The sequence below is a fragment of the Stenotrophomonas sp. CCNWLW57 genome (genome assembly GCF_037203925.1).
Classification (GTDB): Bacteria; Pseudomonadota; Gammaproteobacteria; order Xanthomonadales; family Xanthomonadaceae; genus Stenotrophomonas; species Stenotrophomonas rhizophila_A.
Genome location: NZ_JBBCBJ010000006.1, coordinates 286797 through 310795 on the forward strand (window position 1 = coordinate 286797; position 23999 = coordinate 310795).

The 23999-nt window shown below is 66.3% G+C and carries 20 protein-coding genes and 1 pseudogene; 12 read left to right on the forward strand and 9 right to left on the reverse strand.

What is annotated here, in order from left to right; all coding sequences use genetic code 11:
* Positions 1-544 precede the first annotated feature (544 nt).
* Both dnaN and dnaA read right to left on the reverse strand, forming a co-directional pair.
* Positions 545-1645, reverse strand: a complete 1101-nt coding sequence (gene dnaN / locus V9K91_RS15995) for a DNA polymerase III subunit beta (RefSeq protein WP_068848019.1) — start codon at positions 1643-1645, stop codon at positions 545-547.
* Positions 1646-1921: 276 nt separating this feature from the next.
* Positions 1922-3256: a chromosomal replication initiator protein DnaA gene (dnaA, locus tag V9K91_RS16000; RefSeq protein ID WP_068848017.1), complete on the reverse strand. Its 1335-nt coding sequence runs from the start codon at positions 3254-3256 to the stop codon at positions 1922-1924.
* A 253-nt stretch (positions 3257-3509) separates the two neighbouring features.
* Here dnaA and rpmH point away from each other — a divergent pair, with 253 nt between their 5' ends.
* From rpmH to V9K91_RS16030, 6 genes are all read left to right on the forward strand, one after another.
* A complete protein-coding gene (gene rpmH / locus V9K91_RS16005; RefSeq protein WP_006404565.1) occupies positions 3510-3650 on the forward strand; it encodes a 50S ribosomal protein L34 in 141 nt (46 codons plus the stop codon).
* Positions 3651-3655: 5 nt separating this feature from the next.
* Positions 3656-4144, forward strand: coding sequence for a ribonuclease P protein component (gene rnpA, locus V9K91_RS16010; RefSeq protein ID WP_083214014.1), 489 nt, complete (start codon positions 3656-3658; stop codon positions 4142-4144).
* Entirely contained in the window at positions 4144-5835 is a 1692-nt protein-coding gene (yidC, locus tag V9K91_RS16015) for a membrane protein insertase YidC (protein WP_068848015.1), read from the forward strand. Before rnpA ends, yidC begins: the two co-directional genes overlap by 1 nt.
* Positions 5836-5928: 93 nt before the next feature.
* On the forward strand, positions 5929-8607 hold the full coding sequence (locus V9K91_RS16020; protein ID WP_306990327.1) for a polysaccharide deacetylase family protein: 2679 nt from the start codon (positions 5929-5931) through the stop codon (positions 8605-8607).
* Positions 8608-8610: 3 nt separating this feature from the next.
* A complete protein-coding gene (mnmE, locus tag V9K91_RS16025) occupies positions 8611-9954 on the forward strand; it encodes a tRNA uridine-5-carboxymethylaminomethyl(34) synthesis GTPase MnmE (RefSeq protein ID WP_336443598.1) in 1344 nt (447 codons plus the stop codon).
* Between the two features lie 154 nt (positions 9955-10108).
* Positions 10109-11146 carry a glycerophosphodiester phosphodiesterase gene (locus V9K91_RS16030; RefSeq protein WP_336443652.1) on the forward strand — a complete coding sequence of 346 codons (1038 nt, stop codon included), beginning with the start codon at positions 10109-10111 and terminating at the stop codon, positions 11144-11146.
* Positions 11147-11297: 151 nt separating this feature from the next.
* On the opposite strand, the gene V9K91_RS16035 is transcribed toward V9K91_RS16030, so the two are convergent.
* Both V9K91_RS16035 and V9K91_RS16040 read right to left on the reverse strand, forming a co-directional pair.
* A complete protein-coding gene (locus tag V9K91_RS16035; RefSeq protein ID WP_068848008.1) occupies positions 11298-12077 on the reverse strand; it encodes a rhomboid family intramembrane serine protease in 780 nt (259 codons plus the stop codon).
* A gap of 99 nt (positions 12078-12176) precedes the next feature.
* Positions 12177-13133: a TerC family protein gene (locus tag V9K91_RS16040; RefSeq protein WP_249833383.1), complete on the reverse strand. Its 957-nt coding sequence runs from the start codon at positions 13131-13133 to the stop codon at positions 12177-12179.
* A gap of 277 nt (positions 13134-13410) precedes the next feature.
* On the opposite strand from V9K91_RS16040, the gene V9K91_RS16045 reads away from it, so the two are divergent.
* Complete coding sequence (locus V9K91_RS16045; protein WP_068848004.1) at positions 13411-14583, forward strand: class I SAM-dependent rRNA methyltransferase; 1173 nt, start codon at positions 13411-13413, stop codon at positions 14581-14583.
* A 114-nt stretch (positions 14584-14697) separates the two neighbouring features.
* The gene (locus V9K91_RS16050; RefSeq protein WP_249833382.1) at positions 14698-15933 is read left to right on the forward strand and encodes a dipeptidase; all 1236 of its coding nucleotides are present in this window, start codon (positions 14698-14700) and stop codon (positions 15931-15933) included.
* Positions 15934-15977: 44 nt separating this feature from the next.
* On the opposite strand, the gene V9K91_RS16055 is transcribed toward V9K91_RS16050, so the two are convergent.
* From V9K91_RS16055 to V9K91_RS16070, 4 genes and pseudogenes are all read right to left on the reverse strand, one after another.
* Positions 15978-17408: an amino acid permease gene (locus V9K91_RS16055; protein ID WP_217537877.1), complete on the reverse strand. Its 1431-nt coding sequence runs from the start codon at positions 17406-17408 to the stop codon at positions 15978-15980.
* Between the two features lie 100 nt (positions 17409-17508).
* Entirely contained in the window at positions 17509-17892 is a 384-nt protein-coding gene (locus V9K91_RS16060; RefSeq protein ID WP_249833381.1) for a hypothetical protein, read from the reverse strand.
* Positions 17893-18057: 165 nt separating this feature from the next.
* The gene (gene leuE / locus V9K91_RS16065; RefSeq protein ID WP_249833380.1) at positions 18058-18684 is read right to left on the reverse strand and encodes a leucine efflux protein LeuE; all 627 of its coding nucleotides are present in this window, start codon (positions 18682-18684) and stop codon (positions 18058-18060) included.
* Positions 18685-18700: 16 nt separating this feature from the next.
* Positions 18701-19668, reverse strand: a pseudogene (locus V9K91_RS16070) (LysR family transcriptional regulator); the annotation flags it as partial.
* A gap of 87 nt (positions 19669-19755) precedes the next feature.
* Here V9K91_RS16070 and V9K91_RS16075 point away from each other — a divergent pair.
* Positions 19756-20763: a zinc-binding alcohol dehydrogenase family protein gene (locus V9K91_RS16075; RefSeq protein ID WP_336443597.1), complete on the forward strand. Its 1008-nt coding sequence runs from the start codon at positions 19756-19758 to the stop codon at positions 20761-20763.
* Between the two features lie 3 nt (positions 20764-20766).
* Here the strand turns inward: V9K91_RS16075 and V9K91_RS16080 are convergent, their stop codons facing one another.
* A complete protein-coding gene (locus V9K91_RS16080) occupies positions 20767-21387 on the reverse strand; it encodes a glutathione S-transferase N-terminal domain-containing protein (RefSeq protein ID WP_336443596.1) in 621 nt (206 codons plus the stop codon).
* 49 nt (positions 21388-21436) lie between these two features.
* Between V9K91_RS16080 and rmuC the strand changes: the two genes are divergently transcribed.
* Genes rmuC through V9K91_RS16095 form a run of 3 tightly spaced genes read left to right on the forward strand, consistent with a single transcriptional unit; the run spans position 21437 to position 23955 of the window.
* Complete coding sequence (gene rmuC, locus V9K91_RS16085) at positions 21437-22900, forward strand: DNA recombination protein RmuC (protein WP_336443595.1); 1464 nt, start codon at positions 21437-21439, stop codon at positions 22898-22900.
* Positions 22901-22958: 58 nt separating this feature from the next.
* Positions 22959-23336, forward strand: a complete 378-nt coding sequence (locus tag V9K91_RS16090) for a hypothetical protein (RefSeq protein WP_336443594.1) — start codon at positions 22959-22961, stop codon at positions 23334-23336.
* Between the two features lie 58 nt (positions 23337-23394).
* Positions 23395-23955: a glutathione peroxidase gene (locus V9K91_RS16095; RefSeq protein WP_184126375.1), complete on the forward strand. Its 561-nt coding sequence runs from the start codon at positions 23395-23397 to the stop codon at positions 23953-23955.
* Positions 23956-23999: the final 44 nt, after the last annotated feature.

A 23999-nucleotide genomic window follows, 5' to 3' on the forward strand; every position in this document is an offset into this window, starting at 1 on the left:
GCGAGATTGACGTCTTCCATTTCTGGCTATCCACAGGGGGTCTGTATGACTTATGCACAATCTCTGCACAATCTGTGGATAAAAAAGGCACCTTGGGTACCGCTGAAAGATATCCACAGGTTGAACCCCAGGCTCAGACCCTGTTCTACCGGGGGTTTCAGCACCATATTTCCCTTTAAATTCAGGGAGATAAGGTACTTTTCAACCAAATCTGCCTCTACCACCACCACCTAGCTTTAGATTTATATACAGTTTTTAAAAGCTTAGAGCTGGGAATCAGGGGGCAAACCCACGCGTTCTGCGAACCTGGTGAACCATGCCCTGCTTGGCTGATCTTGTCGTGAGATTTGAACGTCCCCTGCCTCGAGTAGGTTCGGTTGTCCAACCGCAGCGGCAAGAAGCAAGATCACAAGCAGTCACGCACGGCGTGGCTCTACGCGTGCTGCTTGTCCGAGGATCCACGTGGAACGTCCGAGCAAAAAGAAACCCGGCGCTTGGCCGGGCTTCCTGGTTACCGCGGTTCCACGTGGAACCAAGCATCCGGTCAGAGACGCAGCGGCATCACCACGTGGCGCGACTTCTCGCTGCTGGCTTCGCGAACCAGGGCCGAGGAGTTGGAATCGCGCAGCTGGATGACCACGTGCTCATCGCGCAGTGCGGACAGGGCGTCCAGCAGGTAATTCACGTTGAAGCCAATGGCCAGATCGCTCACGGTGGTATCCGCTTCGATCTCTTCCTGTGCTTCTTCCTGCTCCGGGTTGTGTGCGCTGATCTTCAGGTTGCCCGGCGAGACTTCCACGCGGATGCCGCGGTACTTCTCGTTGGACAGAATCGCGGCACGCTGCAAGGAGGCACGCAGGGCTTCGCGATCCACCTTCACTTCACGGTCGGCACCGATCGGAATCACGGCCTCGTAATCCGGGAAGCGACCATCGATCAACTTGGAGGTGAAGGTCACATCGTCGCGCTTGACGCGAACGTGGCTGCGGCCGACTTCCAGCTCGATCTCACGATCCCCGCTTTCCAGCAGGCGCTGCAGTTCGGTCACGCCCTTGCGCGGCACGATGATCTGACGCTTTGCGCCACTGGCCTTTTCCAGGTCGGTTTCGCACAGCGCCAGGCGGTGGCCGTCGGTGGCAACGGTGCGCAGCGCATCGCCGCGCAGGTCGAACAGGAGGCCGTTGAGGTAGTAGCGCACGTCCTGCTGGGCCATCGCGAACGCGGTGCGTTCGATCAGCTCCTTCAGGGTGGCTTCGCCGATCGCCACGCGCTCGGTGGCTTCCACTTCGTCCACCGACGGGAAGTCGTTGGCCGGCAGCGTTGCCAGGGTGAAGCGGCTGCGGCCGGCCTGCACGGTGATCTTGTCACCGGTCTGCGAGACGGTGATCCGGCTGCCGTCGGGCAGGGCGCGGATGATCTCGAACAGTTTGCGTGCCGGGATGGTGGTCTCGCCGTCCTGGGCATCATCCACCGCGATCCGCGACACCATCTCCACTTCCAGGTCGGTACCGGTCAGCGACAGCTGCCCGTTCTGGACCTGGACCAGGAAATTAGCCAGAACCGGCAAGGTCTGGCGGCGTTCGACCACGTTGACGACTTGTGCCAACGGCTTGAGAAAGGCTTCGCGCTGCAGTGTGAAACGCATGTGGTTCCGTGCCCCTATGCTTTAAAAAGATGTGGAATAAATCAAAAGCTTGGTGGTGATGGTAGAGCCAGAATTGCGGGAAAACACATCTAAGTATTTGTAAATAAAGGCTTTATTGGCCTCGAAACCCTCTGCACTACTACCCCCCAAGGGGTGGGGAAGCCTGTGGATAAAAATCCCGCCAATTCAAACCGGGTTTTTATCCACAGCCTGTCCCTCGCTTACACCCGGATTTTGCACCGTTTTATGCGATGACGCCTATGCGGCGTACATGCATCATTCGCTCAACTTCCGGATCAGCTTGTCCCAGTCTTCCCGCAACTTGCCGTCGGTCTCCATCAACGTCCGGATCTGCCGGCACGCATGCAGCACCGTGGTGTGGTCGCGACCGGCAAAGGCATCGCCGATTTCCGGCAGGCTGTGCTCGGTCAGCTCCTTGGTCAGCGCCATGGCGACCTGTCGCGGACGGGCCAGTGAGCGGGTCCGGCGCTTGGACAGCAGATCCTTGATCTGCAGCCCGTAGTAGTCGGCCACGGTTTTCTGGATGTTGGGAATGCTGATGGCCTGCTGCTGGGCACGCAGCAGGTCGCGCAGGGTTTCCTGGGCGAAGTCGGTGGTGATCGCGCGGCCGGTGAAGTTGGCACGGGCGGTCAGGGTATTGAGCGCACCTTCGAGGTCGCGGACATTGGAGCGCATCTTCTTGGCAATCAGAAACGCCACATCGTCGGGAATCTCAGCACCGCGTTCGCGGGCCTTGGCCAGCACGATCGCGGCGCGCGTTTCGAAGTCCGGCGGCTCGATGGCCACCGACAGGCCCCAGGCAAGTCGCGACTTCAGGCGCGCTTCCAGGCCTTCGACTTCGCGCGGGTACCGGTCGCAGGTGAGGATGATCTGCTGCTTGCCGTCGAACAGGGCGTTGAACGTGTGGAAGAACTCTTCCTGCGTGCGGTCCTTGCCGGCAAAAAACTGGATGTCATCGATCAGCAGCGCGTCCACCTGCTGGAACTGGCGCTTGAACTGATCCATGGTTTTTTCCTGCAACGCACGGATCATGGCGCTGAAGAACTGTTCCGAACGCAGGTACAGCACCTTGGCGGCCGGGTTGGCCTGGCGCATGGCGTTGCCGGCGGCGAACATCAGGTGGGTCTTGCCCAGGCCGGTGCCGCCGTACAGCAGCAGCGGGTTGTGCGCCCGGTCGCCCGGTTTCTGGGCGGCCTGGAACGCCGCGGCCAGGCCCAGCTGGTTGCTGCGGCCTTCCACGAAGTTGGTGAAGGTGTAGTGCGAATCCAGGTTGCCGGCGAACGGCACCAGCGGCTCAACCGGCGCAGCGGGCGCGGAATGGCCCGGAATCGGCGCGATCTGCGCCTCCACGGCCCGCGGACGCGAGCCGATTTCAAGAAAAACGTCGCCAAAACCGGCGAAGTGCGCCAGCAGTTCCTTGATCCGCGCCAGGTACAGCTCGCGGACCTGGTCGACGATGAAGGCGTTTGGCGCATAAAGCACCAGGCTGTCCGCGCGCAGATCGGCCTGCAGCGGCTTCAACCAGGTGTGAACATCTTCGGGCGGGAACTCCGCCTCAAGGCGTTCGAGACAACGGGACCAGGCATCCATCGGCAATAATCGTCTGGGGCCGGCGGTTGGGGCGCAGAAAGCCGCCGTGCCGCAGGCCGGAAGGGGAAAGAATGGATGGCGCAGACTACCACCGACGCAGGGTGCCGGGAATGGTTGTCCCGAAGTTATTCACAAAATGATCCACAGCTATTGCACAGGCCGGTGAAATCCCGTAGTGACATGGGCTTGACGCGCCCCGGGGTAGGTCTATAGAATTTCCGGTTCTTTCCGTCCCCTTCATATAGAGGCCCGCATGGCCACCAAGCGCACTTTCCAACCCAGCAACCTCAAGCGTAAGCGCGACCATGGCTTCCGTGCCCGTATGAAGACCGCTGACGGCCGCAAGATCCTGTCGCGTCGCCGCGCCAAGGGCCGTAAAGTCCTGAGCGCTTGATTGCAATGCCGCTTCCCGCGGCAGACGCAATCCTGACTGTGAGCAGTTCCGACCCGCGCAAGCGATTTCCTCGCTCTGCGCGGGTTCGTACGCGTGCCGAATATACAACGGTCTTCAACGGCGCCCGCCGTGTGTCCGAACCGCTGATGACCCTGCACTGGCTGAAGAGCGACACGCCGGCCAGGCTGGGTCTTGCCGTTTCGCGCAAAGTCGATCCCCGAGCCGTGGGTCGCAACCGTATCAAGCGAGTGCTGCGCGACGCCACCCGCCACCTACGGCCGTGGATGACGTCCGGCGATTACGTCGTGGTTGCCCGCAGTTCCGCCCGTACCGCAAGTAATTCCGAGATCCGCCAGGCCTTCGAGCGCCTGCTGCGCCGGCTGGGCGCATTGCCCATGCCGGGCGCGGACGGCACAATGCCGCCGCCCGGGGTTGCACCCCTTTCCCAGTCCGAGCCGGCACCTGCTGCCGGCCCCGTCGAGCCTGCACGCTGATGAACCAGACCCGCGTTTTCCTGATTGTTGCCTGGCTGATGGTGGCCATCCTGCTGTGGATGCAGTGGGGTAGCGACAAGGCCCAGCCGGCGCCTACCGCGCCGGTGGCCGCCCAGACCCAGGCACCGGTGCCGGGTGCAACGGGCGCCGTGCCCGCTGCCAACGTGCCGCAGGCCCCGGGCAGTGCCCCGGCCACCCAGCCGACCGCGCAGGCCCAGGCCGGCGCGCCGCGCGTGACCGTGACCACCGACGTGCTGCGCCTGGTGCTCGACGGCGGCTCCGTGCTGGATGCGGAGCTGCTGCAGTTCCCGCAGACCAAGGACGACGGCAGCCCGCCGGTGCGCCTGCTGACCGAAGACCCGGCTCACCCGTACCGCGCGGTGACCGGCTGGACCAGCCAGGACAAGAGCATGCCGGTGCCGGAAGCCAACGGCTTCACGCTGGTGGGCGATGCCAAGGACTTCGTGCTGGCCAAGGGCCAGAACGAACTGCAGATCCCGTTCGTGTGGAATGGTCCGAATGGCGTGAGCATCCGCCGCACCTTCACCGTCAACCGCAATGAATACGCGGTCAAGGTCAAGGACGAAGTGATCAACGCCGGCACCGCCCCGTGGAGCGGCTACGTGTACCGCACCCTGGACCGCACGCCGACGATCCTGTCGCGCAGCATGACCAACCCGGACTCGTTCAGCTTCAACGGCGCCACCTGGTTCGACAAGGACGGCAAGTACCAGCGCCGGGCTTTCAAGGATTACCTGGACGATGGCCCGCTGAACCAGCAGGTCACCGGTGGCTGGGTGGCGATGCTGCAGCACCACTTCTTCACCGCGTGGGTGCCGCAGAAGGACCAGGCCGCGAACTACTCGCTGTCCCAGCATGATGGCCGCGACCAGATCCAGGCCACCGGCCCGGCGTTCACCGTGGCCCCGGGCCAGCAGGTGAGCAGCGAGGCACGCCTGTGGGTGGGCCCGAAGCTGGTCAACCAGATCGCCAAGGAAGATGTGCCGGGCCTGGATCGCGTTGTCGATTACAGCCGCTTCTCGATCATGGCCGTGATCGGCCAGGGCCTGTTCTGGGTGTTGAACCAGGTCCACAAGGTCGTCAACAACTGGGGCTGGGCCATCGTGGGCCTGGTGGTGCTGCTGAAGCTGGTGCTGTACCCGCTGTCGGCGGTGCAGTACAAGAGCGGCGCCAAGATGCGTCGCTTCCAGCCGCGCATCGCGCAGCTCAAGGAACGCTATGGCGATGACCGCCAGAAGTTCCAGACCGCGATGATGGAGCTGTACAAGAAAGAGAAGATCAATCCGATGGGCGGCTGCCTGCCGATCCTCATCCAGATGCCGATCTTCTTCGCCCTGTACTGGGTGCTGGTGGAATCGGTGGAACTGCGCCAGGCGCCGTGGCTGGGCTGGATCCAGGACCTGACCGCACGCGACCCCTACTTCATCCTGCCGGTGATCAACGTGGCGGTGATGTGGGCCACCCAGAAGCTGACCCCGGCGCCGGGCATGGACCCGATGCAGGCCAAGATGATGCAGATGATGCCGCTGATCTTCGGCGTCATGATGGCCTTCATGCCGTCCGGCCTGGTCCTGTACTGGGTGGTCAACGGCGGCCTGGGCCTGCTGCAGCAGTGGTGGATGACCAAGCGCCATGGCGGCGACCCGGTCCCGGCCACCGCCAAAAAATAAAACCCCTGAAAAACCCGCCCTCCGGCGGGTTTTTCTTTGCCGGCGATACAATCGCCTGCACTCACCCACCCGCAGCACCTCACCGAGCCCCCCATGCCCCGTGCGTCGTCGTTGTTCCGCCTGCCGTCCCTGCTGCTGCTGACCCTGGCCGTTGCCAGCTGCGGCAACAACGACCCCGCCGCCCCGGCAACGCCCACCCCGACGCAGCCCAGCGCGCAGGCTGCGGCCTCCGCCGACCCCGCGGCCGCGCCGCTGCTCACCGCCCTGCAGAAGCAGCTCGACGGCCACCGCCGCATCATCGTGCTGCTGGCCGACGAAGCGCAGCAGTCCGCGCGTGACCGTGACACCTCCAGCCGCATCGGCCAGCAGTTGTTCCACGACGGGCTGGACCAACGCCAGTCCATTGCCGCCCAGTTCGATGCGTTGCTGCGCGGCGGCAGCCCGCAGCGCTTTGCCACCCTGGGCACGGTGCTGGACTACATCGAATCGGCGCCGGAGCTGTACGACGCCGACCGCCTGGCGTTCCGCGAAGTGCTGCGCGACCTGCACGAGCGCATCGGCACCGATTCGTCGCTGCCGGCGGTGAAGCTGCACCAGCGCGTGGGCGAGGACCTGGACGCGCTCGATGAGATCGAGCGCAACTACAACCAGGAAATCACCAACATCTTCAGCCGCTTCGACCGCACCCGCGCGATCACCCTCAAGCGCGAGAAGTGGGACGACTACCTGGCCCACCTGCACAAGCAGTACAGCCGCGAGGCGATCCTGCGCGATTACGGCGTGATCGAGCCTTATCCGATGTCGATGAAGGACAGCGACCGCGAGATCTTCGGCCGCGACCTGCCGCCCAAGACCGTGGTGCTCACCTTCGATGATGGCCCGCACAAGGCCTACACCGACGAAGTGGTGGCCATCCTCAAGCGCTACGACGTGCCGGGCGTGTTCTTCGAAGTGGGCCGCAACCTGGGCGAAGTGCATGCCGATGGCAGCGTGAAGCTGGGTCCGATGGCCGGTATCAGCCGCAACCTGATGGAACAGGGCTACGCGGTGGGCAACCACAGCCTGACCCACGCGCAGCTGTCACGCACCACCGGCGAAGCGCTGCGCCAGCAGGTGCTGGTGACCGACACGCTGCTCAAGGACGTGGACAAGCGCCGCGCGCCGCTGTTCCGCTTCCCCTATGGCGCGCGCAACGCCGAAGGCCTGCAGCTGCTCAACGAGGCCGGCCTGAAGTCGATCATGTGGAACATCGATTCGATGGACTGGGCCGACCCGGTGCCCGAATCGATCGTGCAGCGCGTGCTGGGCCAGGTGCAGAAGGAACAGCGCGGGATCATCCTGTTCCACGACATCCACGACCGCGCGGTGAAGGCACTGCCGCAGATCCTGGACCGGCTGATTGCCGAGGGCTACCAGTTCGCCGGCTGGAATGGCCGCGAGTTCACCGTCAGCCGCCCGCGCAGCGCTGCTGCCAGCGAAGCCACCGTCACCACCGGCTACGAGAAGTCGTGGGCGATCGTGATCGGCATCGACGAGTACGCCAAGTGGCCGCGGCTGGAATACGCCAGCCACGATGCGCAGGCCATCGCCGATACGTTGACCGGGCAGTTCAGGTTCCCGTCCTCGCAGGTGATCGTGCTGAAGGACAAACAGGCCACCCGCAACAACATCCTGGCCGCCTTCCACGACCGCCTGGCCGATGACCGCACCGGGCGCAACGACCGCGTGTTCGTGTTCTTCGCCGGCCATGGCGCCACGCGGCGGTTGGCGTCGGGCCGCGACCTGGGCTACATCATCCCGGTGGATTCGGACCCCAACGAGTTCGCCACCGATGCCATCGCGATGACCGACATCCAGAACATCGCCGAAAGCATGCAGGCCAAGCACGTGATGTTCGTGATGGATGCCTGCTACAGCGGCCTGGGCCTGACCCGTGGCGGCCCCTCGTCGTCGGCCTTCCTGCGCGAGAACGCCAAGCGCAGCGCGCGGCAGATGCTCACCGCCGGTGGCAGCGACCAGCAGGTGGCCGACAGCGGCCCGAACGGCCATTCGGTGTTCACCTGGGTGCTGCTGCAGGCGCTGGCAGGCAAGGGCGACCTCAATGGCGATGGCCTGATCACCGGCACCGAACTGGCGGCCTACGTGGCGCCGGCGGTGTCGGCGGTGTCGCGGCAGACCCCGGCGTTCGGCAGCCTGCCCGGTTCGCAGGGTGGCGAGTTCGTGTTCCAGGTGCCCGACAGCCAGGAATACCTCACTGCCGATACCCGGCAGCTGTCGGCGGACGCGATCGCGCTCAACAACCGGGTGGATGCCGCGCAGGACGCCAAGCCCGCTGGCGAGGCGCCGGTGACCGTGGCCGACCTGCAGGGCGGCAAGAGCACGCTGGTGGTGCCGGCCGCCGTGCCGACCTCCGACCGCCAGCGCGCGCAGCAGGCCAACGACCGGGGCCTGCAGCTGTACCGCGAGAAGCGCTATGACGAGGCCGTTGCCCAGTTCACCGAAGCGCTGAAGCTGCGACCGGACTTCGCCCAGGCGGCCAACAACCTCGGCTTCGTCTACTACCGCCAGCAGCGTTACGCTGAAGCGGCACGCTGGCTGGAAAACACGCTGAAGATCGACCCGTCACGTGCGGTAGCCCACCTCAACCTGGGCGATGCCTATTTCCACGCCGGCGACAAGACCAAGGCCAGGCAGGCTTACACCACCTACCTGGCGCTGCAGCCGCAGGGCAGCGGCGCTGCCCAGGCCCGCGCACAGCTGGAGAAGCTCTGAGCCATGAACGCCGCCACCGACACCATCGTTGCCATCGCCACCGCGCCCGGTGCCGGGGGCGTGGGCATGCTGCGCGTGTCCGGCCCGCAGGCGCTGCGCATCGCCGTGGATCTGGGCTGCCCGCAACTGCAGCCGCGGCACGCGCACTACGCGCGCTTCCGCGATGCCGCCGGCGAAGTGCTGGATGACGGCATCGCCCTGTACTTCCCGAATCCGCGCAGCTTCACCGGCGAAGACGTGGTGGAGCTGCAGGGCCACGGCAGCCCGGTGGTGCTGCAGCAGCTGGTCGGTCGCTGCATCGCGCTCGGCGCGCGACAGGCACGGCCAGGGGAATTCAGCGAGCGCGCCTTCCTCAACGGCAAGCTCGACCTGGCCCAGGCCGAGGCCATCGCCGACCTGATCGCGGCCAGCGATACCCGTGCCGCGCGCGCGGCGCGGCGCTCGCTGGACGGCGTGTTCTCGCGCCGGGTGGAAGATGCCGGCGAGCAGCTGGTGCGCCTGCGCATCCATGTGGAAGCCGCGATCGACTTCGCCGACGAACCACTCGACACCCTGGGCGGCGATCAGGTTCGGCAGGGCCTGGGCGAAGTGCAGTTGGCGCTGGCGACGCTGCGCGACGATGCCGAACGCGGCCGCCGCCTGCGCGATGGCCTGCACGCCGTGCTGGTCGGCCCGCCCAACGCAGGCAAGAGCTCGCTGCTCAATGCGCTGGCCGGCAGCGAACGCGCGATCGTTACCGACATTGCCGGTACCACTCGCGACACCCTGCGCGAAACGATCCGCATTGATGGGTTGGAGCTTACCCTGGTCGACACCGCCGGCCTGCGCGATGGCGGCGATGCCATTGAACGCGAAGGCATGCGGCGTGCGCGCGCGGAGATGCAGCGCACCGACCTGGCCATCATCGTGCTCGATGCGCGCGACCCGCAGGCCGGCCACGCCGCGGTGGCCGATGCCATCGCCGAGGTGCCGCTGCAGTTGTGGATCCACAACAAGAGCGACCTGCTCGAGGCACTGCCGGCCGACATCGATGCCAACGTGGTGCACGTCTCGGCCGCCACCGGCCAGGGCCTCGACCGCCTGCACACACGCCTGCGCGAGCTGGCCAGCGGCAGCGCCGGCGACAGCGTGGAGGGCGAGTTTTCCGCCCGCGCCCGCCACGTGGAAGCGATCACCCTGGCCGTCGGCCACGCCGAGCGCGCCGAAGCAGAGCTGGTGCATGAACACCTGGAGCTGGCCGCCGAGGAGCTGCGGCTGGCGCATGAGGCGCTGGGCGAGATCACCGGCCGGATGAGCGCCGATGACCTGCTGGGGCGGATTTTCTCGAGCTTCTGTATCGGGAAGTAACCTCTTCTTCCGGCTGTAACACCGCGCTGGCAGAATGCGCCACGTCTCCGGCCCCGCCGCGTCGGCGGGGCGGTACCAACAGGGGTTTGCAGTGTCGAAGTCGTTGTGGGGTTGTGCGTTGCTGTTCTCGCTGGCCGTGGCACCATCGGTGGCCATGAGCGCTGAATCTTCCCCACCCGCGCCGCGCAAGGCGGCGGTGTACGGCCATCGCGGCGCCAGCGCGCTGCTGCCCGAACACACCCTGGCCGCCTACGCGCAGGCCATTGCCGATGGTGCCGACTACATCGAACCGGACCTGGTGATGACCAAGGACGGCGTGCTGGTCTCGCGGCACGAGAACGAGATCAGTGGCACCACCGATGTGGCCACCCATCCCGAGTTCGCCAGCCGCAGAACGACCAAGACCATCGATGGCGAACGCATCGAAGGCTGGTTCACCGAAGACTTCACCCTGGCCGAGCTGAAGGCCCTGTACGCCCGCGAGCGCCTGCCGCAGCTGCGCAGCACCGCCTTCGACGGCCAGTTCCGCATTGCCACGCTGGACGAGATCGTCACCTTCCTGGTCCAGCAGGCCGGTCGCGCCGGGCGCGGGATCGGGCTGGTGCCGGAGATCAAGCACGGCACCTACTTCAAGGGCATCGGCCTGCCGATGGAAGACCTGCTGGTGAAAACCCTCCAGGCCAACCCGTATACCCGCGTGGCCCCGGTGACGATCCAGTCGTTCGAGGTGGGCAACCTGCGCTATCTGCGCGCCAAGCTCGGCCGCGACAGCAACATCCGCCTGCTGCAGCTGCTGGGCGACCCGAAGCAGCAGCCGGGCGACGTGCTCGCCGCCAAGGGCAGCCAGCGCTATGTCGACATGATCACGCCCGCCGGGCTGGACCAGATCGCCGGCTATGCCGATGGCATTGGACCCAGCTTGCGCATGGTGATTCCGCTGGATGCCAACGGTCGCCTCGGCCCGCCGACCTCACTGGTGCGCGATGCGCACGCGGTAGGCCTGATGGTGGTGCCGTATACGTTCCGGCCGGAGAATGCCTTCATGGCCGCCGAATTCCGCAAGGGTGAGCCCAACACGCGCAATCCCGACGGGTCGGTGGCGGAGATGCGCGCCTACCTGGCCACCGGGATCGATGCGTTTTTCACCGATGATCCGGCATTGGGGCGCAAAGCGGTGGATGGCACCCCGTAAAAACGACGCCGCGCAGGTAGGTACCGACCGTTGGTCGGTACGGAGAATGATCGGCACGCAGCGCATCGACCAACGGTATGCCCGCCGTTGGCGGGCACCCCTCGGCCGTCGCAAGCGACGTCAGGAACGGCATTACCGTTCCTTGCGATGCCTACCGGGAGGAATCCGAATCCCGCGGGCGGAACGGCAACACGACGAAATCCTGCCCTTCGCGCGGCTGCCACAGCACCGGCACGCGGTGCGGGGAGGGCGGTTCGAGGTCGCTGTCGCGCTGTGCCTCCAGCGCGTCCTCGTCTTCTTCTTCCCAGCTGTAGCGCTTGCGCGGGGCCATCGGGTCGGACAGGCGGAACAGCAGCGCGCTGATGATGCCGGCGAAGGCGCCACCCATGTGCGACTGCCAGGACACACCCGGCTCATGTGGGAGGATGGTGATGAGCATGCTGCCGTAGAACAGGAAGGCGATCAGGCCGGCCGCAATGGCGGGGCGGTCGCGGCGCAGCAGGCCCAGCACAAACACCAGGAACATCAGGCCGTGGGTGATGCCGCTGGCGCCCAGGTGGCGGCTGCCGATATCGCCGAGCAGCCAGGCGCCCAGCCCGGAGCCGATCCACAGCAGCGGGAAGGCCCGCAGGGTCGCCTTCGGATAGACGCTCCCTGCCAAAGTGCCAAGAATTAATAGAGCAAAGCTATTGGCGGCCAAGTGCTGGACCGAGCCATGCAGCAGCGGCGCACCGAGGATGCCCAGCAGGCCGTCGCTTTCCAGCGGGGCCACGGCCCAGGGGCGCCAATCGAAGTGGCCCTGCGCGGTGAATACCGCCACCAGCACCAGCACGAAGGCCAGGCTCAGGTTGAACGCCCGCACCACGCGGCCACGGTCGTTGCGGGAAGAGACCGGCGGCTCGCCGGCAGGCAGGGGCAGGTTGGCGTTCATACCCAAAGGGATTGCGTCGCGCCAGCCTGAACACAAGGGCAACGCGACGGGAGACAGAGGTGCCGCCGACGGGACAATCCCGCCGGCGGCAATCAGGGGTTACGCGTCGCCGGTCTTCGGCGGGTTCTTCAGGCTCAGCACCACGGTGGCGGCGATGATCACCGCAACCACGCCCAGCGAGATCGGGGTGGGGATCTTGAAGATGTCGATCAGCATCATCTTGGCGCCGATGAAGGCCAGCACCAGAGCCAGGCCGTACGGCAGCAGGTGGAAGCGATCGGCCATGCCGGCCAGCAGGAAGAACATCGCGCGCAGGCCCAGCACCGCGAACACGTTGGAGGTGAGCACGATGAACGGGTCGGTGGTGATGGCGAAGATCGCCGGGATGCTGTCCACCGCGAAGATCACGTCGGTGACGGCAATCAGGATCAGCACCACGAACAGCGGGGTGTACCAGCGCTTGCCGTCGCGCATGACGCTCATGGCATTGCCGGCGTAATCGGGCAGCAGGCGCAGGTGCTTGCGCATCCAGCGCAAGGCCGGGTTGGCTTCCAGGTCAGGCTCCTGGCCGGCCGAGAACCACATCTTCCAGCCGGTGAAGAGCAGGAACGCGCCGAACACGTAGAGCAGCCAATGGAACTTGGTGAGCAGCACGCTGCCGGCGAAGATCATGATCGTACGCAGCACGATCGCACCCAGGATGCCGATGATCAGCACCTTCTGCCGCTGTTCCTCGGGTACCGCGAAGTAACCCATGATCATCAGGAACACGAAGATGTTGTCCACCGCCAGGGCCTTCTCGACCAGGTAACCGGTCAGGAACTCCAGGCCGACCTTGTTGGCCACCACCTGGCCGGCGGTCTCGTTCAGGTAGTACCAGAGGCCACCGTTGAAGGCCAGGGCCAGCACCACCCAGCCGATCGACCACCACAGGGCCTCCTTGAAGGTCACCTTGTGCGGGCCGCCGTGTCGCATCAGTACCAGATCGACCAGCAGCGCGATGATCACCACCGCGCCGAAGCCGCCCCACAACCACAAATTACCGATCGTCTGCATGAGTTTGTCCGTTGAATGAATGAAATGCCTCAAGCCGGACGGCGAGGATCTGCAACGGAGGATCGGAGGGGATCCGGGGACAGAGCTTCGCCATACGGCGAAGGTCTCGCTCGCAGTCCCACCGGGTGGGACTGCCGTTGCACCGGAGCCTGCGGGCTCGAATTGACGGCGACAACGTCTGGGAGCTACTCCCCTTCTGGGGCCGATTCTGCGGGGTGAATGGGTTGGCGTCAAATGGGCGGCCTGCCGGACCATGGGGCCCGTCTACAATAGGCAGATGAATACCGTCCCCAATCCCGTTGTCCGCCTTAAAAACGCCTGGCGCTCCAGCCACCCGTGGATCTTCCAGAAACTGGTCGAAAAGCCCGCCGTCCGCCCGAAACCCGGCGCCATCGTCGACGTGGTCGGCGTGGATGGGGAGTGGATCGGGCGTGGCTTCTACAACGGTCATTCGCGCATCGCCGTGCGTATCCTCGAGACCGACCAGCGCGTCCCCGTCGATGCCGGCTGGTTCTCGCGGAAGATCGCCCAGGCGGTGTCGCTGCGCCGTGATGTCCTGAAGCTGGACGCGATTTCCGATGCCTGGCGCGTGGTGCACAGCGAGGGCGACGGCCTGTCCGGCCTGGTGGTGGACCGCTACGGCGACCTGGTGGTGGTGGAGTTCTTCGCCGCCGGCATGTTCCGCCACCGCGAGTGGGTCTACGAGGCGCTGCGCGAGCAGTTCCCCGGCTGCCGCTTCCACAGCTTCGCCGACGAACACGTGCAGAAGCAGGAAAGCTTCGACTTCCACGGCAACACCACCACCGAAGCGGCGGTGATCACCGAGTACGGCGTGAAGTTCCGCGCCGACCCGGCCGGCGCGCACAAGACCGGCTTCTTCGCCGACCAGCGCGAAAACCGCCAGTGGCTGAGCCAGGAAGTGGAAGGCAAGTCGGTGCTGGACCTGTGCTGCAACACCGGTGGCTTTGCGGTGTACGCGGCCGCGCGCGGTGCCTCTGATGTGCTGGGCATCGACATCGACGAAGACGTGATCGCCATCGCCAAGGGCAATGCGCGCCTGAACAACGTGCGCCCACGCTTCGTGCAGTCCGACATCTTCCCGTGGCTGCGCGACGCGGCCAACCGCGGCGAGCAGTTCGACGTGGTGATCCTGGATCCGGCGAAGATGACCCGCGACCGCGACCAGGTGATCACTGCGCTGAAGAAGTACCTGGACATGAACAAGCTGGCGCTGGGCGTGGTCAAGCCGGGTGGCCTGTTCGCCACGTTCTCGTGCACCGGCCTGGTGGCCGAGGACCAGTTCCTGGACATGCTGCGTCGCGCGGCGTTCTACTCCGGGCGCACCATCCAGATCCTGAAGGTCGCCGGCGCCGGCCCGGATCATCCGTTCATGGCCCACGTGCAGGAATCGCGTTACCTCAAGGCCGTGTTCTGCCGCGTGCTGGATTGACCCTCGCGTGCCGACCAACGGTCGGCACCCACCGCGAAGTGGCAGGGTAGGTACCGACCGCTGGTCGGTACGCTTTGCTATGGTCTGACGCATTCCCATCCGAAGAGAGGCGTCATGACGTTGCGCAGCCTGTTCCTGCTGGTGTCACTGGCGCTGTGTGCGCCGCTGTCGGCCCACGCCATCGAGTTCAGCGCGCAGGAGCTTGCGCGCGCTGCCACCCTGCAGAAGAAACTGCTTACCCTCGACAGCCATCTGGACACGCCGGCGAACTTCCACCGGGAAGGCTTCGACATCCAGCAGCGACACGACCACAACGCGCTGTCGCAGGTGGATCTACCGCGTATGGTGGACGGCGCGCTGGATGGCGGGTTCTGGGCCATCTACACCGACCAGGGCGACCGCAGCCCGGCCGCACACCAGCACGACCGCGATGCGGGCCTGCTGCGGTTGATGGAAATCCGCGAGATGCTCGCTGCGCATCCGGAGACCTTCGCGCTGGCACTGACCGCCGCCGACGCCGCCCGGATCAAGGCGGCCGGCAAGCGCGTGGTGTACATCAGCATGGAAAACGCCAGTCCGCTGGTCGACGACCCCACGTTGCTCAGCTTTTACCACCAGGCCGGCCTGCGCCTGCTCAGCACGGTGCACTTCGCCAACAACGAGTTCGCCGATTCGGCCACCGACACCAAAGGCGCCGAATGGAAGGGCCTGAGCCCGGCCGGCAAGGCATTGGTGGACGAAGCGGTACGGCTCGGCATCGTGATCGACCAGTCGCATGCCTCCGATGCGGTGTTCGATGACCTGATCCAGCGCATGCCGGTGCCGTTCGTGCTGTCGCACAGTTCGGCCAAGGCAATCTACAACCACCCGCGCAACCTGGACGACGTGCGCCTGAAGCAGCTGGCCAAGGCCGGCGGGGTGATCCAGGTGAATGCCTATGGCGGCTACCTGATCGACACCGGCAAGAACGCGGCGCGAACGCAGGCCGAAGACGCCCTGATGAAGCAGATCGGCGCCGATTACGACGACCTGAGCATGGCCCAGGGCGTGCAGCTGAAGCAGGGCCTGGCCGAGATCGACCAGCGCCTGCCGCTGCGCAAGGCAACCCTGGACGATTTCTTCGCCCACTTCGAACACATCCTGGGCGTGGTCGGCCCCGAGCATGTGGGTATCGGGCTGGACTGGGACGGCGGCGGCGGGCTTACCGACCTGCAGGACGTGAGCGATCTACCGAAAATCACCGCCTGGCTGCTGCGCAAGGGCTACACCGAGAAACAGATCGCCGGGATCTGGGGCGGCAACCTGCTGCGTGTGCTGCAGCAGGCGCAGGATCATGCCAACAAAAAATGACCGTTGGGGTGCCGGGCAACGCCCGGCACCCCAACGTCACGGCCTCAACGGCCGATCAGCGCATTGCGGCGGCTGTAGAGGAAATAGACGGCCAGGCCGATCACGTTCCAGATCAGGAAGTACAGCTGGGTGCTGCTCGGCAGGCTGATGAACAGGTAGATGCAGCCCAGCGCTGCGGCCGGGCCGATGAACCAGGCGATCGGCGTGCGGAAGGTGCGCTTGGCATCCGGTGCACGCTTGCGCATCACCACCAGGCAGATACCCACGGCGGTGAAGGCCGCCAGCGTGCCGGCATTGGCCAGCGCGGCAATCTCGTCCAGCCGCGCCACGCCGGCCAGGGCCGAGACCACGGCAGCGCTGAACAACGTGGTGGCCACCGGGGTTCCGGTGCGCTTGTTCACTGCCGACAGGCCGCGCGGCAGCAGGCCGTCGCGGCCCATGACGAAGAACACGCGGCTCTGGCCGAACAGGAAGGCCAGCAGCACGGTGGGCAGCGCAACGATGGCCACCACACCGATGACCGCCGCCGCCTTGGGCTGGCCCAGTTCACGCATGATCAGGGCCAGCGGTTCGGCACTGCTGCCAAACACCGCGTAGCTCATCGCGCCAACGGCGGCCAGCGCCACCAGCATGTAGATGATGGTGCAGCCGACCATCGAGCCGATGATGCCGATCGACAGGTCACGGCCCGGGTTCTTGGTTTCTTCAGCGGCGGTGGAGATGGCATCGAAGCCGTAGAAGGCGAAGAAGATGATGGCGGCCGCGGCCATCACGCCACGCTCCACGCCATCCGGGCCCAGCGACTTGGCAAAGCCGTGCGGCATGAACGGGTGCAGGTTGGCCGAATCGAACGCGGGCAGCGCCACGGCGACGAACACGCCCAGCGCGATGATCTTCAGCACCACCAGGATCGCATTGAGCGTGGCGCTTTCCTTGGTGCCCAGCATCAGGCCGCCGGCGACCACCCAGGTGATGAGCACCGCGGGCAGGTTGAACACGCCGCCTTCCACGTGCGGGCCGGCCGAGAGCGCCAACGGCAGCCGAAGGTCGATGCCGGTGTTGCCGTGTATCCATTCCAGGAAGCCGACGAAATACCCCGACCACCCCACCGCCACGGTACTCACCACCAGTGAGTACTCCAGGATCAGGCTCCAGCCGACCACCCAGGCGAAGACTTCGCCCAGCGCGGTGTAGCTGTAGGTGTAAGCGCTGCCGGCGGCCGGCATCATGGTGGACAACTCGGCGTAGGACAGCGCCGCGCAGGCGCAGACCGCACCGGCGATGGCGAAGGAGATCAGTACCGCGGGGCCGGCGAGATTGGCACCCACGCCGATCAGCGTGTAGATGCCGGTACCGACGATGGCACCGATGCCCATGGCGATCAGGTGCGGCCAGCTGAGGGTACGAACCAGGCTCCTGCCGGCTTCATGGACGGTGACGGAATCGAGCGGCTTGCGCCGTAGCAGCGATGACATGGAACCTCACAGAGTGACTGGTATCGACAATTTTCCGAGTGTGACCGAACGCGGCGCACCATTACTACTGCCGGACGTCGTGAATCCCTTGACGATCATTTCAAATAGCCCGCTTTGACGAATCTGGCACAACCCGGCTGGCCGCGATCAACGGCCCCCAGCGCGCCACATCGTCGGCGCCCTGTGGATAGATCACGCAGGTGTCGTCGGGAAGCTTCTTGCAGCGCAGAACCCCCCGTTCATCGAATACCCGCCAGCCGCAGGCGTCGGCCTCGGCTTCGCAGATGCGTCGGCGCAGCCCCAGCAACAGGCTGGCGGCGCTATCGAAGCGGCAGCCCCGGAGCTCGATGCGGTCCAGCGGCTGCAGGTCCGCCACGATCCGCTGAACCGACGGATGGGCCAGGTCGACGCGGTCGGTGCTCAATGCCAGCAGCCGCTCGTCGTGGCCGGCCAGGTGCTGCACGAAGTACATGGGGGTGGTCATCTCGCGGTTGCCTCGCCACGGGTCGGATGCCCGCGATGGCAACGATTTGACACCTGCCGGCGCCTGGGAAGAATTACGCGCTATCGATCGCCGAGGGCAATTTCGATGACGTTGCCTATCGTCGCGCGCCGGCAATGCAGGTCAAACGCCCACCCCGAAAAGGGTTCAGCCACTCAGCCCCAGGCGCACGCCAAACCCGATCAGGAAAACCCCCGCGACGCGTTTCAGTACTACCCCCACACGCGGGTGCTGGATGATCCGACGGCGCAACAGGTTGCCCACCCCGATCAGCGCCGAGCAGTACGCCAGGCTGAGCACGAAGATCAGCGTGGCCATGGTCGCGAACGTCACCACGCCCTGGTGCCGCGCCGGGTCGATGAACAGCGGCAGGAACGCCATGTAGAAGATGATCGCCTTGGGGTTGAGCAGGCTGATCAGCACCGCCTGGCGGAAGTAGTGCCCCGGCTGCAGCCGGATGCCGCCGGTGTCACCGCTGGCCGGCGCGGGCCGCAGCAGGCCGATGCCCACCCACACCAGATAGGCCGCACCGAGGTACTGCACCGCGTGGAACACCAGCGGGTTGGCCTTGAGCAGGGCCGCCACGCCGGCCACCGCCAGCCACATGAGGATCTGGTCGCCAAGCAGCAGCCCGAACAGCGCGGTATAGCCGCCGCGCACGCCACCGCGCCCGGTGGCGGTGAGCAGGGTGAAGGTGCCCGGCCCTGGCAGCGCCAGGAACACCAGCACGGCGATGACAAAGGTCCACAGGTCCTGGATGCCCATCCACGGCATGGCGGTGACTCGACTTCGGGGGGCCGCCATTGTCGGCTACCCGGCCCGCTGCCGACAGCGCTACGGCGCACGTCCCGGCAGATCGGCCAGCATCGGCTGCAGGCGCTGGGCGCACAACGCATGCAGCTGGCGGATCGCGGGCGAAAACTGTTTGCGGTGCGGGCACACCAGGTTCAACGGCAGGCTGTCGCCTGCGCCCCCCATCAGCACCTGCAGGCGCCCGGCGCGCACATCGTCGGCCACATCCAGCCACGACTTGAACACGATCCCTTCGCCAGCCACCGCCCAGCGCCGCACTACGTCAGCGTCATCGCACACCAGCTGGCCGCGCACCGGTACCACCACGCGCCGCCCGTCCTGTTCGAAACTCCAGCGGTCGTAGGGACGCCCGGCCAGCTGGTAGACCAGGCAGTGGTGATCCTTGAGCGCGTCCAGCGAGGCCGGCGTACCCTGCCGCTCCAGGTAGGCCGGTGCGGCGCACAGCACGCGCCGGTTGCCCGGCAGCAGCGGCAGCGCCACGTAGCTGGCGGTGTCGAAGCGGCCCAGCCGGAATGCGATATCCACCGGGTCGCGGAACACGTCGGCCACCTGGTCGGACAACAGCAGGCGTAGCTGCAGCTTCGGGTGCGCCGTGCGGAACTCGGTCAGCCAGGGCAGCAGCACATTGCGGCCGAGATCAGAGGGCGCGGCCACCTGGAGCACGCCGCGCAGCTCGGCATCTTCGCCGCGCACCCGGGCCTGGCCTTCATGCAGCGTATCCAGCAGGTCCTGCGCGTAGGGAAGGTAGAGCACGCCTTCGGCGGTCAGCCGCAGGCTGCGGGTGGAACGCACGAACAGGCGCAGGTCCAGCTTCCGCTCCAGCCGGGCCACTGCGGCAGCCACCTGGCCGGGCAGCAGGTCGGCCTCGCGCGCTGCACTGGAGAAGCTGCCCAGCGCGGCGGTACGGACGAACAGCTGAAGATCCTCGAAGCGGACCATTTTCATTCCAGGAGTGAAAGTGCTGCTGCATTCTGCGCCTTTCCGGCCGGGGCCGGGCAAGCCAACCTGAGCGCCTCATCCAAGGACCTTCCCATGAAAGCCATCGCCTATACCCAGCACGGCCTGCCCATCACCGACCCGACTGCGCTGGTCGACATCACCCTGCCGGTGCCGACCCCGGGCCCGCGCGACCTGCGGGTGCAGGTGCGCGCAGTGTCGGTGAACCCGGTGGACACCAAGGTTCGCCGTGGCGTGGCCGTCGAGGCCCCGCGCGTGCTGGGCTGGGACGCGGTAGGCATCGTGGACGCGGTGGGCAGCGAGGTGACCCTGTTCCAGCCGGGCGATGCGGTTTTCTACGCCGGCGACATCAACCGGCCGGGCAGCAACGCCGAGTACCAGCTGGTGGACGAGCGCATCGTGGGCCGCAAGCCGGCCAGCCTGGACGATGGCGCCGCCGCGGCGCTGCCGTTGACCGCGATCACCGCGTGGGAGCTGTTGTTCGACCGCCTGCGCATCGCCGAAGGCGGTGGTGAAGGCCAGACCCTGCTGGTGATCGGTGCGGCCGGCGGGGTGGGCTCGATCCTGGTCCAGCTGGCGCGCCAGCTGACCCGGCTGACCGTGATCGGCACTGCCTCGCGCCCGGACACCCAGGACTGGGTGTACGCCCTGGGGGCCCACCACGTCATCGACCACAGCCAGCCGCTGACCGAAGGCCTGGGCCGGATCGGGATCGAGGCCGTCAGCCACGTGGCCAGCCTGACCCACACCGACCAGCACTACGCCCAGATCGTCACCGCGCTGGCACCGCAGGGCCAGCTGGCCCTGATCGACGACCCCGGCCAGCTCGATGTGATGTCGCTCAAGCGCAAGAGCCTGTCGCTGCACTGGGAATCGATGTTCACCCGCTCCAGCTTCAGCACGCCCGACCTGCAACAGCAGCACGTGCTGCTCAACCGGCTGGCCGAGCTGGTCGACAGCGGCGTGCTGCGCACCACGCTGGGCGAGAACTACGGCCGCATCGACGCGGCCAACCTGCGCCGCGCGCATGCGCACATCGAAAGCCACCGCGCGGTGGGCAAGGTGGTGCTGGAAGGCTTCTGAGCCTCAAGCCACGCCGTTGTCGCAGTGGAGGGCAAACCCGGGGCGCGGGCCGAGGCGGTGGAACCACGCCGCCACGGCCGGCAGTTCGGGTTTGTCGCCCGGGGTCAGCCGCCAGCGCTGGGTGGAAAGCCCCAGCACGATGTCGGCGAGGGTGAAGTCCTCGCCGGCCACGTAGGCGCCGGTCCCGGCCAGCTGCTGATCCAGGTGCTGCATGAGCCGGTTCCACTGCACCAGGCTGGCCTGCGCGGCGCCATCGTCAGGGTAGGCCGGGTGCTGGCGCACGCGGGCCATGAACACGTGCCGCCAGGCGGTGTTGAGGTCGGTGGCCTGCCAGTCCATCCATTGCTCCACCCGGGCCCGGCTCCGCGGGTCGCGGGGCAGCAGGTCGTGGCGGCCGGCTGCCGCGGCCAGGTAGCGGCAGATGCTGTTGGATTCCCACAGCACGAAGTCGCCATCGCGGATCACCGGTACCTGGCCGTTCGGGTTGAGCGGGTGCAGGGCCGCGAGGAAATCCGCATCGTGGCCGTCGGCCCCGAGCTGCCGGTACTGCAGGCCCAGTTCGGCGCACAGCCACTGCACCTTGCGCACGTTGATCGACGTCGACTTTCCCAGAAGATCCAGCATGGAGCGATCCGGCGCAGCGAATGAGACCGGCTCAGCCTACACTTCTTCCATGCAACCTGAATTCATCATCCTTGGCGGCCTGCTGTGTGCCGTCCTCATCCTGCAGCTGGTGGCCCTGCTGCGGCGTTCCGGCCATGGCGACCTTGAGCAGAGCCTGCGCGAAGAAGCGCGGACCGGCCGCAGTGAACTGCGCGAGCAGCTCGAAGGGCTGGGCCGGCAGCAGGACGCGCGGCTGGAAACCTTCGCGCGCGCGCTGACCGACCTGTCCACCCGCACCGACCAGCGCCTGGACCTGCTGCGCGATGCGCTGGGCGAAGACGCGCGCAAGGCCCGTGAGGACGCCGCGCAGGCCCAGCAGCGCAACGACGCGCACCTGGCCGCGCTGCGCCAGACCCTGGCCGACGACGCCCGCCTGGGCCGTGACGAGACCGGGCAGTCGCAGCAGCGCCTGGCCGAATCGCTGGGCCTGCGCCTGCAGGAGATGACCCAGCGCAACGAGCAGCGCATCGGTGAGATGCGCGCCACCCTGGAACAGCAGCTGCAGAACCTGCAGGCCGACAACGCGCAGAAGCTGGACCAGATGCGGGTCACGGTGGACGAGAAGCTGCAGACCACGCTGGAAGCCCGCCTGGGCGCGTCGTTCCAGCTGGTCTCCGACCGCCTGGAGCAGGTGCAGCGTGGGCTGGGCGAAATGCAGCAGCTGGCTACCGGCGTGGGCGACCTCAAGCGGGTGCTGACCAACGTCAAGAACCGCGGCAGCTGGGGTGAAGTGCAGCTGGACAACATCCTGGAACAGACCCTCACCCAGGAGCAGTACGCACGCGGCGTCAAAGTGCGCCCCGACAGCGGCGAAATGGTGGACATCGCGGTGCGCCTGCCCGGGCGCGGCCATGACGACACCCCGGTGTGGCTGCCGATCGATTCCAAGTTCCCGCGCGAAGACTACGAGCGCCTGCTCGATGCGCAGGAGCAGGGTGACGCCGATGGCGTACGCGTGCAGGGCGCGCAGCTGGAACGCGCGATCCGGATCCAGGCGAAGTCGATCTGCGACAAGTACATCGTGCCGCCGCACACCACCGATTTCGCAGTGATGTTCCTGCCTACCGAAGGCCTGTACGCCGAGGTGATCCGCCGCCCGGGGCTGGTGGACCTGCTGCAGCGCGAACACCGCGTGGTGGTGGCCGGACCGACCACGGTGACCGCGCTGCTCAACAGCCTGCAGATGGGCTTCCGCACCCTGGCCATCGAACAGCGCTCCAGTGAAGTGTGGAGCCTGCTGGGCGCGGTGAAGAGCGAGTTCGGCAAGTTTGCCGGCATCCTGGAAAAGGCCGAAAAGCAGATCAGCACGGTTGGCCGCAGCCTGGGCGAGGCCAGCCGCAAGACCCGCACCATCGAACGCCGCCTGCGCGGGGTGGAATCACTGGGCAGCGAGCAGACCGATCTGCTGCTGGGCGATGCCAGCGGCGACGATGACGATACCGGCGTGGATGAGACCACCCTCGCGCAGGACTGACACCTCCTGCCCGCACACTGCACTCCCCGCCTTCATTGTTTCCAAAAGGATTGAACCGATGCGCTTTGGCTTGATGTTGTCCCTGATGTTCGTGCTCGCCGGTTGCAGCACCGCGTCCCACCCGACCGATACCACCGCAACTACGCCCGGCACCGTAGGAGCCGTTGCGGATGCGGCCAGCTGTGCCGCCGCCGGCGGTGAAATGAAGCCGCTCGGCCGCCTGCAGCGCGTGCAGTGCGTGAAGCCGTACGCGGATGCCGGCAAGGCCTGCAGCGCCAAGACCGACTGCACCGGCCAGTGCCTGGCCGACGGCGAAACCGAACTCGTGGCCGGTGCGAAAGCGCGTGGTGTATGCCAGACCGACGTGAGCCAGAACTTCGGCTGCCGCCAGCGCATCGACAACGGCGTGGCCCAGGGCACGATCTGCGTCGATTGATTTCCCATTCCCAGGGCACATCTCCGATGTGCCCTTTTCACTTCGCACAGGATTTCCCGTGAGCCAGACCGTCTACGACATTCCCGTTTCCACCATTGAAGGCCAGGCCAGTTCGCTGGCCGACTACCGCGGCAAGGTGCTGCTGGTGGTCAATGTCGCCTCCAAGTGTGGGCTGACCCCGCAGTACGAAGGCCTGCAGGCACTGTATGCCGACAAGCAGGCTGCCGGCCTGGAAGTGCTGGGCTTCCCGGCCAACAATTTCCTGGCCCAAGAGCCGGGCAGCGACGCTGACATCCAGCAGTTCTGCCAGCTGGAATACAACGTGAGCTTCCCGATGTTCGCCAAGATCAGCGTGGCTGGCGATGACATCCACCCGCTGTACCAGCAGCTGACCCAGGCCCAGCCGGCCGCCACCGGCGAAGGTCCGATGCGCGAGAAGCTGCAGGGTGCGGTCGCCAAGTACCCGGACCTGGTCGTCAACCCGGCCCCCGGCGTGCTGTGGAACTTCGAGAAGTTCCTGGTGGGCCGCGACGGCAAGGTCATCGCCCGCTTCGCCCCCGACGTGCCGGCTGACGACGCCCGCCTGATCGCCGCCATCGACGCCGCACTCGCCGCCTGACGGGCCTCGCATCTGTTGGCCCATGTGCCCGCAGGTGACCAGAT

Coding starts and splice junctions, on each gene's coding strand:
- V9K91_RS16045 (WP_068848004.1), top strand. CDS start 13,411: ATGAATACCGTCCCCAATCCCGTTGTCCGCCTTAAAAACGCCTGGCGC.
- mnmE (WP_336443598.1), top strand. CDS start 8,611: ATGAACGCCGCCACCGACACCATCGTTGCCATCGCCACCGCGCCCGGT.
- V9K91_RS16040 (WP_249833383.1), bottom strand. CDS start 13,133: ATGCAGACGATCGGTAATTTGTGGTTGTGGGGCGGCTTCGGCGCGGTG.
- V9K91_RS16055 (WP_217537877.1), bottom strand. CDS start 17,408: ATGTCATCGCTGCTACGGCGCAAGCCGCTCGATTCCGTCACCGTCCAT.
- V9K91_RS16075 (WP_336443597.1), top strand. CDS start 19,756: ATGAAAGCCATCGCCTATACCCAGCACGGCCTGCCCATCACCGACCCG.
- rpmH (WP_006404565.1), top strand. CDS start 3,510: ATGGCCACCAAGCGCACTTTCCAACCCAGCAACCTCAAGCGTAAGCGC.
- yidC (WP_068848015.1), top strand. CDS start 4,144: ATGAACCAGACCCGCGTTTTCCTGATTGTTGCCTGGCTGATGGTGGCC.
- rnpA (WP_083214014.1), top strand. CDS start 3,656: ATGCCGCTTCCCGCGGCAGACGCAATCCTGACTGTGAGCAGTTCCGAC.
- V9K91_RS16050 (WP_249833382.1), top strand. CDS start 14,698: ATGACGTTGCGCAGCCTGTTCCTGCTGGTGTCACTGGCGCTGTGTGCG.
- V9K91_RS16020 (WP_306990327.1), top strand. CDS start 5,929: ATGCCCCGTGCGTCGTCGTTGTTCCGCCTGCCGTCCCTGCTGCTGCTG.
- V9K91_RS16030 (WP_336443652.1), top strand. CDS start 10,109: ATGAGCGCTGAATCTTCCCCACCCGCGCCGCGCAAGGCGGCGGTGTAC.
- leuE (WP_249833380.1), bottom strand. CDS start 18,684: ATGCCGTGGATGGGCATCCAGGACCTGTGGACCTTTGTCATCGCCGTG.
- dnaN (WP_068848019.1), bottom strand. CDS start 1,645: ATGCGTTTCACACTGCAGCGCGAAGCCTTTCTCAAGCCGTTGGCACAA.
- rmuC (WP_336443595.1), top strand. CDS start 21,437: ATGCAACCTGAATTCATCATCCTTGGCGGCCTGCTGTGTGCCGTCCTC.
- V9K91_RS16080 (WP_336443596.1), bottom strand. CDS start 21,387: ATGCTGGATCTTCTGGGAAAGTCGACGTCGATCAACGTGCGCAAGGTG.
- dnaA (WP_068848017.1), bottom strand. CDS start 3,256: ATGGATGCCTGGTCCCGTTGTCTCGAACGCCTTGAGGCGGAGTTCCCG.
- V9K91_RS16060 (WP_249833381.1), bottom strand. CDS start 17,892: ATGACCACCCCCATGTACTTCGTGCAGCACCTGGCCGGCCACGACGAG.
- V9K91_RS16035 (WP_068848008.1), bottom strand. CDS start 12,077: ATGAACGCCAACCTGCCCCTGCCTGCCGGCGAGCCGCCGGTCTCTTCC.
- V9K91_RS16090 (WP_336443594.1), top strand. CDS start 22,959: ATGCGCTTTGGCTTGATGTTGTCCCTGATGTTCGTGCTCGCCGGTTGC.